A 12,745-nucleotide genomic window follows, 5' to 3' on the forward strand; every position below is an offset into this window, starting at 1 on the left:
TCCGGTACAATGAGAGCATAGTTTTTGATGCGCGTCAGCGCGGATTGGAGCGTTTCATGAAGAAGAACGGCATTTCCCACGGGGAGTTGTCCACACTGTGCCTGGAGCTGTCCATGCTGCTCCACGCCGGCGTGGGAACGGGGGACGCGCTGTCCCTCCTGGCGGAGGAGAGTGATCCGGAGTACAAGACCATGCTGCTGGACATGGCGAAGGAGGTGGACGGCGGCGCCGCCCTCTCCGGCGCCATGCGGGGGGCGGAGGGCTTCCCCGTCTACGTCTGCGGCCTGGTGGAGGTTGGCGAGCGGGCCGGAAGGACCGAGGAGGCCCTGGCGGCGTTGTCCCGGTACTATGAGAGCCGCGCCCGCCTGGACCGCCGGGTCCGCAGCGCCCTGCTGTACCCGGCGGTGATGCTACTTTTGATGCTGGTGGTCATCGCGGTGCTGCTGGTGAAGGTCCTGCCCATCTTTGACGATGTGTACGCCTCCCTTGGCGGGCGGCTCACCGGCGTGGCCGGGAGCCTTCTGACCCTGGGCCGCTGGCTGGACGGCGCCATGCCGGTGCTGTGGGTTCTGCTGGTCCTGGCGGCGGTGTTTCTGGCGGTCTTTGCCGCCGTGCCCTCCTTCCGGGAGAAGCTGACCGTCTCCTGGCGCAGGAGCCATGGAGACAAGGGCGTGGCCCGGAAGATGAACGACGCCCGTCTGGCCCAGGCCCTGGCAATGGGCATGGCCAGCGGCATGCCCATTGAGGAGGCAGTGGAACTGGCCGCCGGACTGATGGAGGAGACCCCCGTCGCCAGAGAGCGGTGCCTGGACTGCCGTGCCCGCCTGGAGGGCGGCGAGCGGTCCAGCGCGGCCATGAAGGCCAGCGGACTGCTGCCCGGCGGCGCCTGCCGCCTTCTGGAGATGGGCCAGCGGGGCGGCGCGGGCGACGCCGCCATGGAGAAGATTGCCGCCGACCTCTCTGAGGAGAGCGAGGCCGCTCTGGAGGAGAAGGTGAGCCGGGTGGAGCCGGCCCTGGTGCTGGTGTGCTCCATCCTGGTGGGTTTGATCCTTCTCTCGGTGATGCTGCCCTTGATGCACATCATGTCCGCCATCGGGTGAGCCCATGAGAAAGAGGAAGAATCCCTGGCTGGGGATGCTGCGGGGGCTGCTGCTGCCGGCCATCGCCGCGGCGGTGCTGGTGATGTTCGCCGCCGCCCTGGACAGCCTTTCGGACGGCCGGGACGCCGAGGACCTTAGGCAGCTGGAGGAGGCCCTGCGCCGCAGCTGCGCGGCCTGCTATGCCGCCGAGGGGGTCTATCCCCCCAATCTGGAGTATTTGGAGGACCACTACGGCATCCGTGTGGATGAGGAGCGGTACGCGGTGTTTTACAGCGCCTTTGCCGAAAACCTCATGCCGGACATCACCGTGGTGGTGCGTGAGTCATGAGAGAAAAGCAGGTAAAACATCATATCGACGGACTGGTGGCCCTGTTGCTGTTCGGGGTCTTCGCGGCGTGCGTGCTGGTGGTTTTGCTTACCGGGGCGGACGCCTACCGCCGTCTGACGGAGCGGGACCAGGCGGCCTATGAGCGCCGCACCGGCGTGCAGTACATCGCCACCCGGGTGCGCCAGGCGGACCACGCCGGCGGCGTTGCCGTGGAGGACTTCGGCGGCACAGACGCCTTGATTCTGGGGGCGGACGAGACCTACGCCGCCCGGGTCTACTGCTACGACGGGTGGCTGATGGAGCTCTACTGCCTGGCGGAGGAGCCCATGGAGCCCCAGGACGGGCAGAAGATCATGGAGGCGAGGGCGCTGGAGCTGTCCCTGGAGGACGGGCTGCTGGAGGCCTCCCTCACCGCCGCCGACGGCACGGAGGACACCCTGCGGCTGTCCCTCCGGAGCGGAGAGGAGGCGGTTTCATGAGGAGCAAGGCGCCGTTGATTCTGATGGAGCAGATGGTGATGCTGCTGGTATTTGCCCTGGCGGCGGCCCTGTGTTTGCAGGCCTTCGTGAAGTCCGACAGTCTCTCCTCCAGAAGCGAGGCCCGGGACCGGGCGGCGGTGCTGTGCCAGAACGCCGCAGAAACCGTCCGGCACTACGGCGGCGACGCCCAAAACGCCCTCTCCAGGGCCGCGGAGGACCTGGGCGCGGCGTACAGTGAGGAATTTGTCACCTTCTCTCTGGACTACGATGAGAACTGGACTCCCATTCCCGCCGGGGACTGCGGTATGGAGCGGCCCGCGCCGTATTACCGGCTGTCCGTTTCCGCCAATCCTCCGGACCCCGCCGATCCGCTGACCGTGCCCTCCCGGGCGGACACCGACCTGTCGGACCCGGAGTTTCCGGGCCTCCAGCGGGCGGTGGTCTGCGTGATCACCGGCAATGGAAATGCGGACCAGATGCTGGACACCCTGTTTTCCATCAACATCGCGTGGCAGGAGGTGAGCGGCCGTGACTGAACGGAAGAGAGAGGTCTTCTCCCCCCCGGCGGTGGGCGGCATCTCGCTGCTGGTGGCCTTCGCTGTGCTGTGCCTGACGGTATTCGCATTGCTGAGCCTCACCACGGTCCAGGCCGACGCCCGCCTTGCGGAGGCCTCCGCCCGGGCGGTGGAGGAGTATTACGCCGCCGACTGCGCCGCCCAGGAGATTCTGGCCCGGCTGAGAAACGGCGAGACGCCGGTGGAGGCGGAGAGCCACAGCTATGATTCCTGGCACCGCGGGACACGTTATACATATGCCGTTCCCATCTCCGACAGCCAGGAGCTGGATGTGGAGGTCATCGTGGACGGAGAGGAGTACGAGATCCTGCGCTGGCAGGCGCAGTACACCGGAGAGTGGGAGACCGTGGAGGGGCTGGACCTCTGGGACGGCACGCTGTTTGAATAATGGATATGGAGGTCCGGAACTTGGAACTGTTGGATTACCTGAGATTTGCGGTGGAGGCCAAGGCCTCCGATTTGTTCATCGTGGCCGGCGGCCCGGTGTGTGTCAAGCTGGAAAAGCGCATGACTCCCGTGGGCGGTGAGCGGGTTTTCCCCCAGGAGACGGAGCGGCTGATTATGGCCCTCTACCAGCAGGCACAGCGGTCCCCGGACCGGTTTCTCAGCCGGGGGGACGACGACTTCTCCTTTTCCGTGGGGGGGCTGGCCCGGTTCCGGGTCAACACCTACCGCCAGAGAGGATCCCTGGCGGCGGTGGTGCGGATTGTGGCCTTTGACATCCCCAGCTGGGAGGAATTGTCCATTCCCGCCCAGGTGATGGACCTGGCGGAGGAGACCCACGGCATGATTCTGGTCACCGGCACGGCGGGCAGCGGCAAGTCCACCACCCAGGCCTGCGTCATCGACCGGATCAACCACACCCGGGAGGCCCATATCATCACCCTGGAGGACCCCATTGAGTACCTCCACCGGGACATCAAGAGCATCGTCAGCCAGCGGGAGATCGCCATTGACACGGAGGACTACCTCTCCGCCCTGCGGGCGTGTCTCCGGCAGGCGCCGGACGTGATCCTGCTGGGGGAGATGCGGGACCAGGAGACCATCCACACCGCCATGACGGCGGCGGAGACCGGTCATCTGCTGATCGCCACCCTCCACACCAAGGGGGCGGTGAACACCATCGGGCGAATCGTGGATACCTTCCCGGCGGCCCAGCAGGACCAGATCCGCACCCAGCTGAGCATGGTGCTGCGGACGGTGGTGTCCCAGCAGCTGCTGCCAGGTGTGAACGGCGACCTGGTGCCGGCCTTTGAGATCATGCACACCAACAACGCCATCCGCAGCCTGATCCGGGAGGGGAAGGTCCACCAGATCGACAACGCCATCGCTGCCGGAGGCCGGGAGGAGGGCATGATCTCCATGGATCAGTCCATCCTGAACCTGTACAAGGCGGGAAAGATCACGGAGGAGACGGCCTTGAATTACGCGGACAACCCAGAGCAGCTGCGCCGGCGGCTGGGATGAGAGACGAATTATTTGACGGAGGAGCGGCCGCCTGCGCGGCGGCTCCTCTTTTTTATGCCGGCCAGCCGTCGGTATTCACCGGCCAAAAGCCGGGCCCGGCAGCTGAAAAAAACCTTGACTTTGAGCGCGCTCCAGGTGGTATGATCCCAGCAGGCAGAGGGCGGCCGCCCTGTGGAAAGGCGGGGCCGGCGTCCTACGATAAACACGGGAAGGAGCTTTACGGATGAGCAAAACACTGGTAGCCTATTTCTCCGCCAGCGGCGTGACCGCCCGGGCGGCGAAAACCCTGGCGGAGGCGGCGGGGGCCGCTCTTTATGAGATCAGGCCCCAGACAGCCTACACCGCGGCGGATCTGGACTGGACCGACAGGCGCTCCCGCAGCAGTGTGGAGATGAACGACCGCGCCTTCCGTCCGCCCCTGGCGGACCGGAACGCCCCGGTAGAGGGGTGCGATACCGTCTTTCTGGGCTTTCCCATCTGGTGGTACACGGCGCCCACGATTGTCAGGACGTTTCTGGAGAGCTACGACTTCTGCGGCAAGACCGTCATCCTCTTCGCCACCTCCGGCGGCAGCGGCTTCGGACGGACCGCGGAGGACCTGCGGTCCAGCGCCCCCGGCGCAGTCATCCGGGAGGGGAGGCTGCTGAACGGCAGGCAGACGGCGGAGAGCATCAGGGCCTGGGTGAACAGCCTCGAGGCGCACGGCAGCGCCGCCCTGTAGTTTGAAATGGAGGGATTTGAATCATGGTAAAACAGACGGCGGGCAGAGATCAGCTGGGGGGCTTTGCCCCCAAGTTCGCGGAGCTGAATGACGATGTGCTCTTCGGCGAGATCTGGAGCCGGGAGGGAGCGCTGTCCCTGAAAATGCGCTCCATCCTCACAGTCTCCGCCCTGGTGAGCAAGGGACTGATAGACAGTTCCTTCCACTACCACCTGCTCAGCGCCAGAGAGAACGGCGTCACAAAGGGCGAGATGGCGGAGATTCTGACCCATCTGGCCTTTTACGCCGGGTGGCCCAACGCCTGGGCGGCCTTTCGGGCGGCGGTGAAGGTCTACGGGGACGGCGACGGCGCGGACGGCGGCCTCTTCGGCCTGGGCGAACCCAACGAGGCCTATGCCAGGTACTTCACCGGCAATTCCTATCTGAATTCCCTGACGGGCCCTGGGGATGGGCTGTTTCTGGCCAATGTCACCTTTGAGCCCGGGTGCCGAAACAACTGGCACATCCACCGCGCGAAGAGCGGCGGCGGACAGATATTGCTCTGCACCAACGGCCGGGGCTGGTATCAGGCCTGGGGACAGGAGGCCCGGCCGCTGCTGCCCGGCAGCGTGGTGGTCATTCCCGCCGGGGTGAAGCACTGGCACGGCGCGGCCAGGGACAGCTGGTTCAGCCATGTGGCCCTCGAGGCTCCGGGCGAGAGCTGCTCCAACGAGTGGTGTGAGCCGGTGGACGATGAACAGTACGGAAAACTGGATTGAGAAGCTGTGCCAGGAGAACATTTGTCAAGGGGGATTTCACATTGTGGTGAAATCCCCCTGCTAAACTGGAAGTTGTAAGAAAGTGAGTTTTCATGAAACGATTGTCTTTCAAATCGCAATGCTATGTTTCTCTGGCTATTTTGGCATGCATTTTTGTGTTCGGAGAATTTTTCAAAATAGGCATACTCAATAACATTGGGTGGATTATCATTGGACTGCTCTTTTTGGTAAATCCTGTATGGCCAAAATCCGCAGATTGGAGAAGCCATGATGAATTAAAGAAAGGCATCCGCATTGGAAGTGTGCTGGTAATAATCGTGTTCGGATTTTTAATTCACTATGGTGTGTAACTTCCGATTTGCCGATTTGTCACGAGCCGAGTATACCACCAATGCAAATGACATGCAGCCCTTGTTTATAAGCGCTGACAGCGGCAGCAAGCAATGCGCTGGGCCGGTGCCGCCTGCTGGCGGCCGATGGTCCCCGGGCCCCCGGCGCACCGGCGCAGCTCCGCCCGATGCCGGCGGATGTCAAACGTTTCCGGTGCGGTTCAGACAGAAAGGCTTCCGCCAGGATGTGTGCTTTTGCCGATTGGTACAGGTTCTGAAAAAGAGGGACTGAGACAGACGGTCTCAGCCCCTCTTTTTGTTCAATTCGGAAGACGGTCATGGGGAGAAGTTGGCGGCGGTTTTGGACGCCGGCGCCCGCCGGGCCGGGAAAAGCGGACAGTTTGTTTACCGTTCGTCGGGTATATCCGTTGCACTGAGATGGAAACTGTGGTATCATATGCTTTGTATCGATATGTGATAAGGAGTATTGCCATGACCACCCGGGAATTTCAGCAAAAATCCACATTGCAGATATTTCTCTCCTATTTCAAACCCCACCGACGGCTTTTTCTCATGGATCTTGGCTGTGCGCTGATGATCTCCCTCATCGACCTGGCCTTTCCCTACATCTCCCGCTGGTGCATGTACGAGCTGCTGCCGAAAAGTGCCTACCAAACCTTCTTCGCCGTCATGGCGGTGGTGCTGGCGGCCTTCGTCCTGCGGGCGGCGCTGACCTATGTCATTTGCTACTGGGGCCACACCTTCGGCATCCTGGTGGAGGCGGACATTCGCCGGGACCTGTTCCGCCATATGCAGGAGCTGAGCTTTGACTACTTTGACCGCAACCGCACAGGCCAGCTCATGAGCCGCCTGACGGCGGACCTCTTCGACATCACCGAGCTTGCCCACCACGGACCGGAGGACGTCTTCATCTCCGGCGTCACCATCGCAGGGGCCCTGGCCATCATGTTTACGATTCAGTGGCGGTTGGCGCTGGTGATCGCCGTGATCCTGCCCATTTTCTTTGTGGTGGTCTGGATCTGCCGGAGGTCCATGCAGGAGGCATCCCGGCGTGTAAAGCAGCGCACCGCCGTCATCAACGCCGACATCGAGTCCGGCCTCTCCGGCATCCGCACCGCCAAGGCCTTTGCCAACGAGGAGACGGAGCTGCGCAAGTTCGAGACCTCCAACGACAGCTTCAAGACCTCCAAGCGGCAGTTCCACAAGGCTATGGGCCGGTTCAACGCGGTGATGGAGTTTTTCCTCTGCATCCTCTCCGTGGCGGTGATTGCCGCCGGAGGCGTCTTCATTATGCGGGGGCAGATGGACACCGTGGACCTCATCACCTTCAGCCTGTATATCACTACCTTCGTCAACCCCGTCCGCAAGCTCTCCACGTTTGCCGAGCTTTTCGCCAACGGTACGGCGGGCTTGGGCCGCTTCATTGAGCTGATGCGCACGGAGCCCGCCATGCGGGATGCCCCGGACGCCAGCGTCTTAGGCCGGGTGGAGGGCCGTATCGACGTGGACCACGTGAGCTTCGCCTACCAGGAGGACCTGGACGTGCTCCACGATGTGGATCTCCACATCCGGCCCGGCGAGACCGTGGCGGTGGTGGGGCCCTCCGGCGGGGGGAAGTCCACCCTATGCCAGCTGATCCCCCGGTTCTACGACGTGACCGGCGGCGCCATCCGCATCGACGGTCAGGACGTGCGCCAGGTGACCCAGGAATCCCTGCGGCAGAACGTGGGCGTGGTGCAGCAGGACGTGTTCCTCTTCGCAGCAAGTATTCTGGAGAACATCCGCTACGGCCGCCCCGGGGCCTCCGAGGAGGAGGCGGCCCAGGCCGCCCGGCTGGCGGAGATTTACGACGACATCGTTGCCATGCCCGACGGCTTCAACACCTACGTAGGGGAGCGGGGAGCTCTGCTCTCCGGCGGGCAGAAGCAGCGGATCTCCATCGCCCGTATCTTTTTGAAAAATCCGCCGGTGCTGATTCTGGACGAGGCCACCTCCGCCCTGGACAGCGTCACCGAGGCCAAGCTCCAGGAGACCTTCGAAAAGCTCTCCCAGGGCCGCACCACCATTATCATCGCCCACCGCCTCTCCACCGTCCGCAATGCCGACCGCATCGCCGTGGTGGAGGAGGGCCGCATCGCCGAGCTGGGGAGCCACGAGGAGCTGATGGCAAAGGACGGGGCCTATGCCGCCCTGGTCCGCACACAGGAGCTGCGCCATGGATAAGGGGCGGCTGCTGGACCGCCTGGGGGCCGCCGGGGAGGACCGGCTGGTTCTGGCGAAGATCCTGGACCGGGCGGAGCAGACCCGGAACCGCAATGTCCCCGCGGCCACGGATTTTCTCTCTCCCACCCAGCTGGCCCAGGCGCTGGAACTGCTGCGTCTGGCGGGCTTTCCGGAGACAGGATACGCCGCCCTGGGGGGCTATGAGACGGCGGAGCGCCGCCTGCTCCTCTTTCTCCCCGACTGGCTGGAGGCGGAGGAGGCGCAGACCCAGAGCCCCATCCGGTGTCTCCGGGCCGCCTTTCGGGAGGAATATAAGCTGACCCACCGGGATTTTCTGGGCAGTCTCATGGGTATGGGCATTGTCCGTGAGAAGGTGGGGGACATCCTGGTGGGGCCGGACAGCGCCGATTTGATCGTGCTGGACACTGTGGCGGATTTTCTGCTCCAGAGCTGGGACAGCGCCGGCCGGGCGAGGCTCAGCGTCTCCGCCATCGAGCCGGACAACCTCCACATTCCGGCGGTGAGCTGCAGGGAGGCGCGGGACACCGTCTCCTCCCTGCGGCTGGACGCCGTGGCCTCCAGCGGGTTCCGTATGGCCCGGGGGAAGGCCGCCGCCCTCATTGAGAGCGGGAAGGTCCAGGTGAACTGGCGGGAGTGCGTGAAACCGGACAAGCTCCTCACGGCGGGAGACACGGTCTCCGCCCGGGGCTTTGGGAAGCTTGAACTTGCCGAAGTGGGCGGCGTGACAAAAAAGGGCCGCACGTCCATTGTGCTGAAAATATACACTTGATGAATGCGGAGTCCGGGATTGGATGGAGAGGGGATCTCACCGGAGGCGGAATGAATCGGAATCCGTCCGGCGGACACGCTAAAGAGACGTTAAGGCCTGGTCACAAAAGGAAAATATGCCGGAAAACCGTGGGTTTGGGCTTGAAGGGAGCGCAGTATGCTGGAGTATGCATTTGAGACGGTTGCCGCCGACAGAGGATTTTTTGTCGGCAAGACGAAGGGCCATCAGGAGATCATCGCGCGCCGTGCCGCAGAGGGCTGGCGGTATGCGGGCTGGATTCCCACGCAGCAGGTAAACGGGAGCATAGCTTTAATGGATCTGGTTTTCGAGCGGGAACAGCCGGAGGGCTGTCAGGAGGATGGAGTATGAATCAGCAGCAGATCGAGCGCATCAATGAACTGGCCCGGAAGGCCAAGACCACGGAGGGACTGACGCCGGAGGAAAAAGCGGAGCAGGCCGTTCTCCGCCGGGCCTACATCGACTCCGTGGTGGGGAATCTGAAGGGCCAGCTGGACAACACCGTCATCGTGGACGAGAAGGGGCGCCGGCGGAAGCTGAAAGAGAAAAAAGAGGAGGAGTGAACCGTGGCAGATCAGAGAAAGAACAACGACGACAGCTGGTTTCCCTGGGCGCTGATTATCTTCCTCTTTGTAATCAAAGCGTGGCCCATCGCTTTGGTTATGCTGTTTATCAAGCTCTTTGCGGAGGACGAGAAAAAGGACCGCGCGGCGCCCCCGCCCCTGCGCAAGCCCGTTCAGACCCAGCGGGAGCAGCCCATGGTCAAGCGTGCGGTCCGGGAGGGAGCCTCCTGGCAGGGGGACCCGGTGTCCAACCGGGCGGCGTACAAGCGTCCGGCCCCGGAGGGAAAGGCCCGGACCGCTATGAAGAGGGCTGCCAGGTCTCCCAAGCTGAAAAAATCCAACGCCTGGCTCTTGAAGATCGCCGGCGCGGCGCTGGCCCTGTTCGGCGTCATGGTGACGGGCGCTGCCTTCGAGGACATGCTCTATTTGTTCGATACGGTGCGCTGGTGGCTGCCGCAGATGCTCCAGGGCCTGGCCTTCCTGGCGGGGGGCGGGGCCATGCTGTTCAGCGGCTTTTCCATGGACAAGAGCCTCAAGCGCTACGCCAAGTACCTCTCCGTCATGGGGGAGCGGGAGGCGGTGCCGGTGGAGGAGCTCTCCCGAACCCTGGGCTACGCTGAGAGCCGGGTGGAGAAGGACCTCCAAAAGATGATTGACCGGGGGTACTTCGGCGGCCAGGCCTACCTCAATGTGGAGCTGGGCTACCTCTTCCGCAGCGGCAAGGCCGGCGCGGTATGGAGCCAGAGGCAGCGGGAGGCGCGGGCCGCCCAGACCCCGCCCGCGCCCAAGGAGGCGGAGGAGGGGTACTCCGGCATCCTGCGCAACATCCGCCGGGCCAACGACGACATCGCCGACCCCGTCCTCTCCGCCAAGATCGACCGGCTGGAGGAGATCACCGCCAAAATCTTCCGGGCGGTGGAGGAGGACCCCAAGAAGCAGGATATGATCGATACGTTCCTGAACTACTACCTGCCCACCACCCAGAAGCTGCTGGACTCTTACGCCGAGTTTGAGGCTGCCGGGGTGGAGGGAGAGAACCTGCGCCAGGCCAAGGAGCGCATCGAGTCCACCATGGACGCCATCGTCAAAGGTTTTGAGCACCAGCTGGACGAGCTGTACAAGGCCGACGCATTGGACGTGGACAGCGACATCCGGGTCATGGAGCATATGCTCCGCCGGGACACCGCCACCACGGAGGACGACTTCGGCCTGGGCGGCGGCGCCGCCGTGCAGAGCCAGGAGGAGACGTAATCGCCGGAGACGGCTGAAAAGCGGTCAGGTTTCGGGCCGCCATTTTCAAAGGGCGGTGGGGTCCGGGGCAAAGCCCCGGCGGGTTTGGGCGGAGCCCATTCACTGCATTGGAAGGAAAAGAGGGGCGCGGGGGAGATTTCCCCCGCGCCCCCTTGCGCTCGGATATGCTCAGTATTTTTTAGACAGCCGGCGGTAGAAGAACACCCCCGCCCCATACTGTACGATAAGATACGCCGCCAAAAACAGGATAACCATGCGGGCATTTTCCACCAGCTCCAGAGCCTCTAGCACGCCGAACACCAAAATGGACGCGGCGCACAGCGCCATGCCCAGAAGCCACGCGTACCGGCCGGAGCGGTCCCGAAGCATGGTCTTCCGCTCATCCCGCAGCTCGATCTGCTCTTCCTCCAGCTTCTCCCGGTACGCCGCCTCGTTTTCCGGCCGGGTCCACTTCCGGTACCGGACCAGCTGCAAGACGCCGGAGCTCAGCATCCCCGCGCCGAATCCCACGCTCAGGCTGCTGAGGCGGGTCTCCCACAGCAGCCCCGCCAGCAGGAAGACCAGGCCCAAAAGGGCATAGGCCAGGCCGCACCAAAAGTTACTCTTTTTCATCAGAACTGCTCCTCTCATGGATGAAAATTTCCTCAATAGGCAGGCCGAAAAAGTCCGAGATTGTGAAGGCCAGCTCCAGCGAGGGGTTGTACTTGCCGTTTTCAATGGAGCTTACCGTCTGCCGGGACACCCGGATGGCCCGGGCGAACTCCTCCTGGTTCAGCCCCCGGGCTTTTCGCAGCTGCTCCACTCTGTTTTCCATGCAAACACCTCCTGCAAAATGTAAAGGATCCTTTACGATATTTATACCACAGAGACAGAGAAATGTCAAGGGTCCTTTACAAATGGCGGAGAAAAGTTTTTGGCGGGACGGCCAGGGGCCGTTCTACGGGCTCATTCCGCCGGCCCGTATGGATGTCCGAGATAAAACAACGGTTGTTTTTTGGCGCCGGGTGTGGTATACTTCTATTTGAAAATGATTCTCAAATTGGAGGAGAGTGCCTTGAGACGAATGATCGCGCTGGCGCTGCTGTGCGCTTATCTTCTGACGGGCTGTGCCCCGGCGGGCCGGGAGCCCGCGGACCCGGACAAGCTCCGGATTGTGGCCGCCGTCTTCCCGGCCTATGATTTCGCCCGCGCCGCCGCCGGGGATCTGGCCCAGGTGACGCTGCTGCTGCCCCCGGGGGCGGAGAGCCACTCCTATGAGCCCACCCCCGCGGACATCCTGGCCGTGCGGGACTGCGACCTCTTTGTGTACCTGGGGGGCGAGTCGGACCAATGGGTTGACACCATATTGGACAACGTGGACTTTCAGGGCCGCGCCCTGCGGATGGTGGACTGCGTGGAGCTGCTGGAGGAGGAGACCCGGGAGGGGATGCAGGAATCCCCCGGTCATGACCATGACCACGACGGCCATGAGGACCACGCCCACGGCCCCGGAGAGGTGGTGGGCATGGATGAGCACGTCTGGACCGCCCCCCGGAACGCCGCCGCCATCACCCGGGCGGTGGGAGAGGTCCTGGCGGAGCTGGACGGGGAGCACGGAGAGACCTACCGGGCCGCCGCCGGGGACTACGCCGCCAGGATCGAGTCCCTGGACGGAGAATTCGCCGCCTTTTTTGCCGGGCTGGACCATCGAACCATCGTCTTTGGGGACCGCTTTCCCCTGCGGTATTTCGCGGAGGCCTACAATCTGGACTACTACGCCGCCTTCCCCGGCTGTGGGTCCCAGACGGAGCCCTCGGCGGCCACCGTGGCCTTTCTCACGGGAAAGGTGGAGGCGGAGGAGCTGGGGACGGTGTGGTATATTGAGTTTTCCAACCACCTTGTGGCGGACAGCATCGCCGAGGCCGCCGGAGCCTCCACAGCCATGTTCCACACCTGCCACAACGTCTCCCGGGACGACCTGGAGGCGGGGACCACATACCTCTCCCTGATGGAGAGAAATCTGGAGTCCCTGCGGGCGCATATGGGCCAACCGGCGGCGCAGCTATTACGTTAAGAATCCGACAAAGTTTTTCTTGCCTGGCGAACCATTTTCCCCTATAATAGAAAACAAGAAGGATATAAA

The 12,745-nt window shown here is 63.2% G+C and carries 16 protein-coding genes; 14 read left to right on the forward strand and 2 right to left on the reverse strand.

Annotation, left to right across the window (positions count from 1 at the left end; all coding sequences use genetic code 11):
• Positions 1–56 precede the first annotated feature (56 nt).
• The 13 genes from C816_RS01710 to C816_RS01770 all read left to right on the forward strand — a co-directional run bounded on the left by C816_RS01710 (position 57) and on the right by C816_RS01770 (position 10,623).
• Entirely contained in the window at positions 57–1,100 is a 1,044-nt protein-coding gene (locus C816_RS01710; RefSeq protein ID WP_016320674.1) for a type II secretion system F family protein, read from the forward strand.
• A gap of 4 nt (positions 1,101–1,104) precedes the next feature.
• Positions 1,105–1,428 (forward strand): hypothetical protein, encoded by a 324-nt coding sequence (locus C816_RS01715; protein WP_016320675.1) that lies wholly within the window; start codon positions 1,105–1,107, stop codon positions 1,426–1,428.
• Positions 1,425–1,907, forward strand: a complete 483-nt coding sequence (locus C816_RS01720) for a DUF4860 domain-containing protein (RefSeq protein ID WP_016320676.1) — start codon at positions 1,425–1,427, stop codon at positions 1,905–1,907. Before C816_RS01715 ends, C816_RS01720 begins: the two co-directional genes overlap by 4 nt.
• The gene (locus tag C816_RS01725; RefSeq protein ID WP_016320677.1) at positions 1,904–2,443 is read left to right on the forward strand and encodes a hypothetical protein; all 540 of its coding nucleotides are present in this window, start codon (positions 1,904–1,906) and stop codon (positions 2,441–2,443) included. The genes C816_RS01720 and C816_RS01725 overlap by 4 nt, the downstream gene beginning before the upstream one ends.
• A complete protein-coding gene (locus C816_RS21455; protein WP_016320678.1) occupies positions 2,436–2,870 on the forward strand; it encodes a hypothetical protein in 435 nt (144 codons plus the stop codon). The genes C816_RS01725 and C816_RS21455 overlap by 8 nt, the downstream gene beginning before the upstream one ends.
• A 20-nt stretch (positions 2,871–2,890) precedes the next feature.
• The gene (locus tag C816_RS01735; RefSeq protein ID WP_040654759.1) at positions 2,891–3,949 is read left to right on the forward strand and encodes a type IV pilus twitching motility protein PilT; all 1,059 of its coding nucleotides are present in this window, start codon (positions 2,891–2,893) and stop codon (positions 3,947–3,949) included.
• A 223-nt stretch (positions 3,950–4,172) separates the two neighbouring features.
• Positions 4,173–4,670: a flavodoxin gene (locus C816_RS01740; protein WP_016320680.1), complete on the forward strand. Its 498-nt coding sequence runs from the start codon at positions 4,173–4,175 to the stop codon at positions 4,668–4,670.
• A 23-nt stretch (positions 4,671–4,693) separates the two neighbouring features.
• Positions 4,694–5,428 carry a carboxymuconolactone decarboxylase family protein gene (locus tag C816_RS01745; RefSeq protein WP_016320681.1) on the forward strand — a complete coding sequence of 245 codons (735 nt, stop codon included), beginning with the start codon at positions 4,694–4,696 and terminating at the stop codon, positions 5,426–5,428.
• A gap of 821 nt (positions 5,429–6,249) precedes the next feature.
• Positions 6,250–8,001, forward strand: coding sequence for an ABC transporter ATP-binding protein (locus tag C816_RS01750; protein WP_016320682.1), 1,752 nt, complete (start codon positions 6,250–6,252; stop codon positions 7,999–8,001).
• Entirely contained in the window at positions 7,994–8,791 is a 798-nt protein-coding gene (locus C816_RS01755) for a YlmH family RNA-binding protein (protein ID WP_016320683.1), read from the forward strand. Before C816_RS01750 ends, C816_RS01755 begins: the two co-directional genes overlap by 8 nt.
• 156 nt (positions 8,792–8,947) lie before the next feature.
• Positions 8,948–9,160, forward strand: coding sequence for a DUF4177 domain-containing protein (locus C816_RS01760; RefSeq protein ID WP_016320684.1), 213 nt, complete (start codon positions 8,948–8,950; stop codon positions 9,158–9,160).
• A complete protein-coding gene (locus C816_RS01765; protein ID WP_016320685.1) occupies positions 9,157–9,372 on the forward strand; it encodes a DUF896 domain-containing protein in 216 nt (71 codons plus the stop codon). Before C816_RS01760 ends, C816_RS01765 begins: the two co-directional genes overlap by 4 nt.
• 3 nt (positions 9,373–9,375) lie before the next feature.
• Positions 9,376–10,623, forward strand: a complete 1,248-nt coding sequence (locus tag C816_RS01770; RefSeq protein ID WP_016320686.1) for a 5-bromo-4-chloroindolyl phosphate hydrolysis family protein — start codon at positions 9,376–9,378, stop codon at positions 10,621–10,623.
• A 168-nt stretch (positions 10,624–10,791) separates the two neighbouring features.
• Here the strand turns inward: C816_RS01770 and C816_RS01775 are convergent, their stop codons facing one another.
• Both C816_RS01775 and C816_RS01780 read right to left on the reverse strand, forming a co-directional pair.
• The gene (locus tag C816_RS01775) at positions 10,792–11,235 is read right to left on the reverse strand and encodes a DUF2178 domain-containing protein (RefSeq protein ID WP_016320687.1); all 444 of its coding nucleotides are present in this window, start codon (positions 11,233–11,235) and stop codon (positions 10,792–10,794) included.
• On the reverse strand, positions 11,222–11,437 hold the full coding sequence (locus C816_RS01780; RefSeq protein WP_016320688.1) for a helix-turn-helix transcriptional regulator: 216 nt from the start codon (positions 11,435–11,437) through the stop codon (positions 11,222–11,224). The genes C816_RS01775 and C816_RS01780 overlap by 14 nt, the downstream gene beginning before the upstream one ends.
• A gap of 249 nt (positions 11,438–11,686) precedes the next feature.
• On the opposite strand from C816_RS01780, the gene C816_RS01785 reads away from it, so the two are divergent.
• A complete protein-coding gene (locus C816_RS01785) occupies positions 11,687–12,676 on the forward strand; it encodes a metal ABC transporter substrate-binding protein (RefSeq protein ID WP_242832127.1) in 990 nt (329 codons plus the stop codon).
• Positions 12,677–12,745 lie beyond the last annotated feature (69 nt).

The sequence above is a fragment of the Oscillibacter sp. 1-3 genome, from assembly GCF_000403435.2.
GTDB lineage: Bacteria > Bacillota > Clostridia > Oscillospirales > Oscillospiraceae > Oscillibacter.

Excerpts from the sequence above, each read along its gene's own strand:
- C816_RS01745 (WP_016320681.1), top strand. The coding sequence starts at position 4,694 with ATGGTAAAACAGACGGCGGGCAGAGATCAGCTGGGGGGCTTTGCCCCC.
- C816_RS01710 (WP_016320674.1), top strand. The coding sequence starts at position 57 with ATGAAGAAGAACGGCATTTCCCACGGGGAGTTGTCCACACTGTGCCTG.
- C816_RS01715 (WP_016320675.1), top strand. The coding sequence starts at position 1,105 with ATGAGAAAGAGGAAGAATCCCTGGCTGGGGATGCTGCGGGGGCTGCTG.
- C816_RS01765 (WP_016320685.1), top strand. The coding sequence starts at position 9,157 with ATGAATCAGCAGCAGATCGAGCGCATCAATGAACTGGCCCGGAAGGCC.
- C816_RS01785 (WP_242832127.1), top strand. The coding sequence starts at position 11,687 with ATGATCGCGCTGGCGCTGCTGTGCGCTTATCTTCTGACGGGCTGTGCC.
- C816_RS01760 (WP_016320684.1), top strand. The coding sequence starts at position 8,948 with ATGCTGGAGTATGCATTTGAGACGGTTGCCGCCGACAGAGGATTTTTT.
- C816_RS01740 (WP_016320680.1), top strand. The coding sequence starts at position 4,173 with ATGAGCAAAACACTGGTAGCCTATTTCTCCGCCAGCGGCGTGACCGCC.
- C816_RS01720 (WP_016320676.1), top strand. The coding sequence starts at position 1,425 with ATGAGAGAAAAGCAGGTAAAACATCATATCGACGGACTGGTGGCCCTG.
- C816_RS01775 (WP_016320687.1), bottom strand. The coding sequence starts at position 11,235 with ATGAAAAAGAGTAACTTTTGGTGCGGCCTGGCCTATGCCCTTTTGGGC.
- C816_RS01780 (WP_016320688.1), bottom strand. The coding sequence starts at position 11,437 with ATGGAAAACAGAGTGGAGCAGCTGCGAAAAGCCCGGGGGCTGAACCAG.
- C816_RS01755 (WP_016320683.1), top strand. The coding sequence starts at position 7,994 with ATGGATAAGGGGCGGCTGCTGGACCGCCTGGGGGCCGCCGGGGAGGAC.
- C816_RS01750 (WP_016320682.1), top strand. The coding sequence starts at position 6,250 with ATGACCACCCGGGAATTTCAGCAAAAATCCACATTGCAGATATTTCTC.
- C816_RS01725 (WP_016320677.1), top strand. The coding sequence starts at position 1,904 with ATGAGGAGCAAGGCGCCGTTGATTCTGATGGAGCAGATGGTGATGCTG.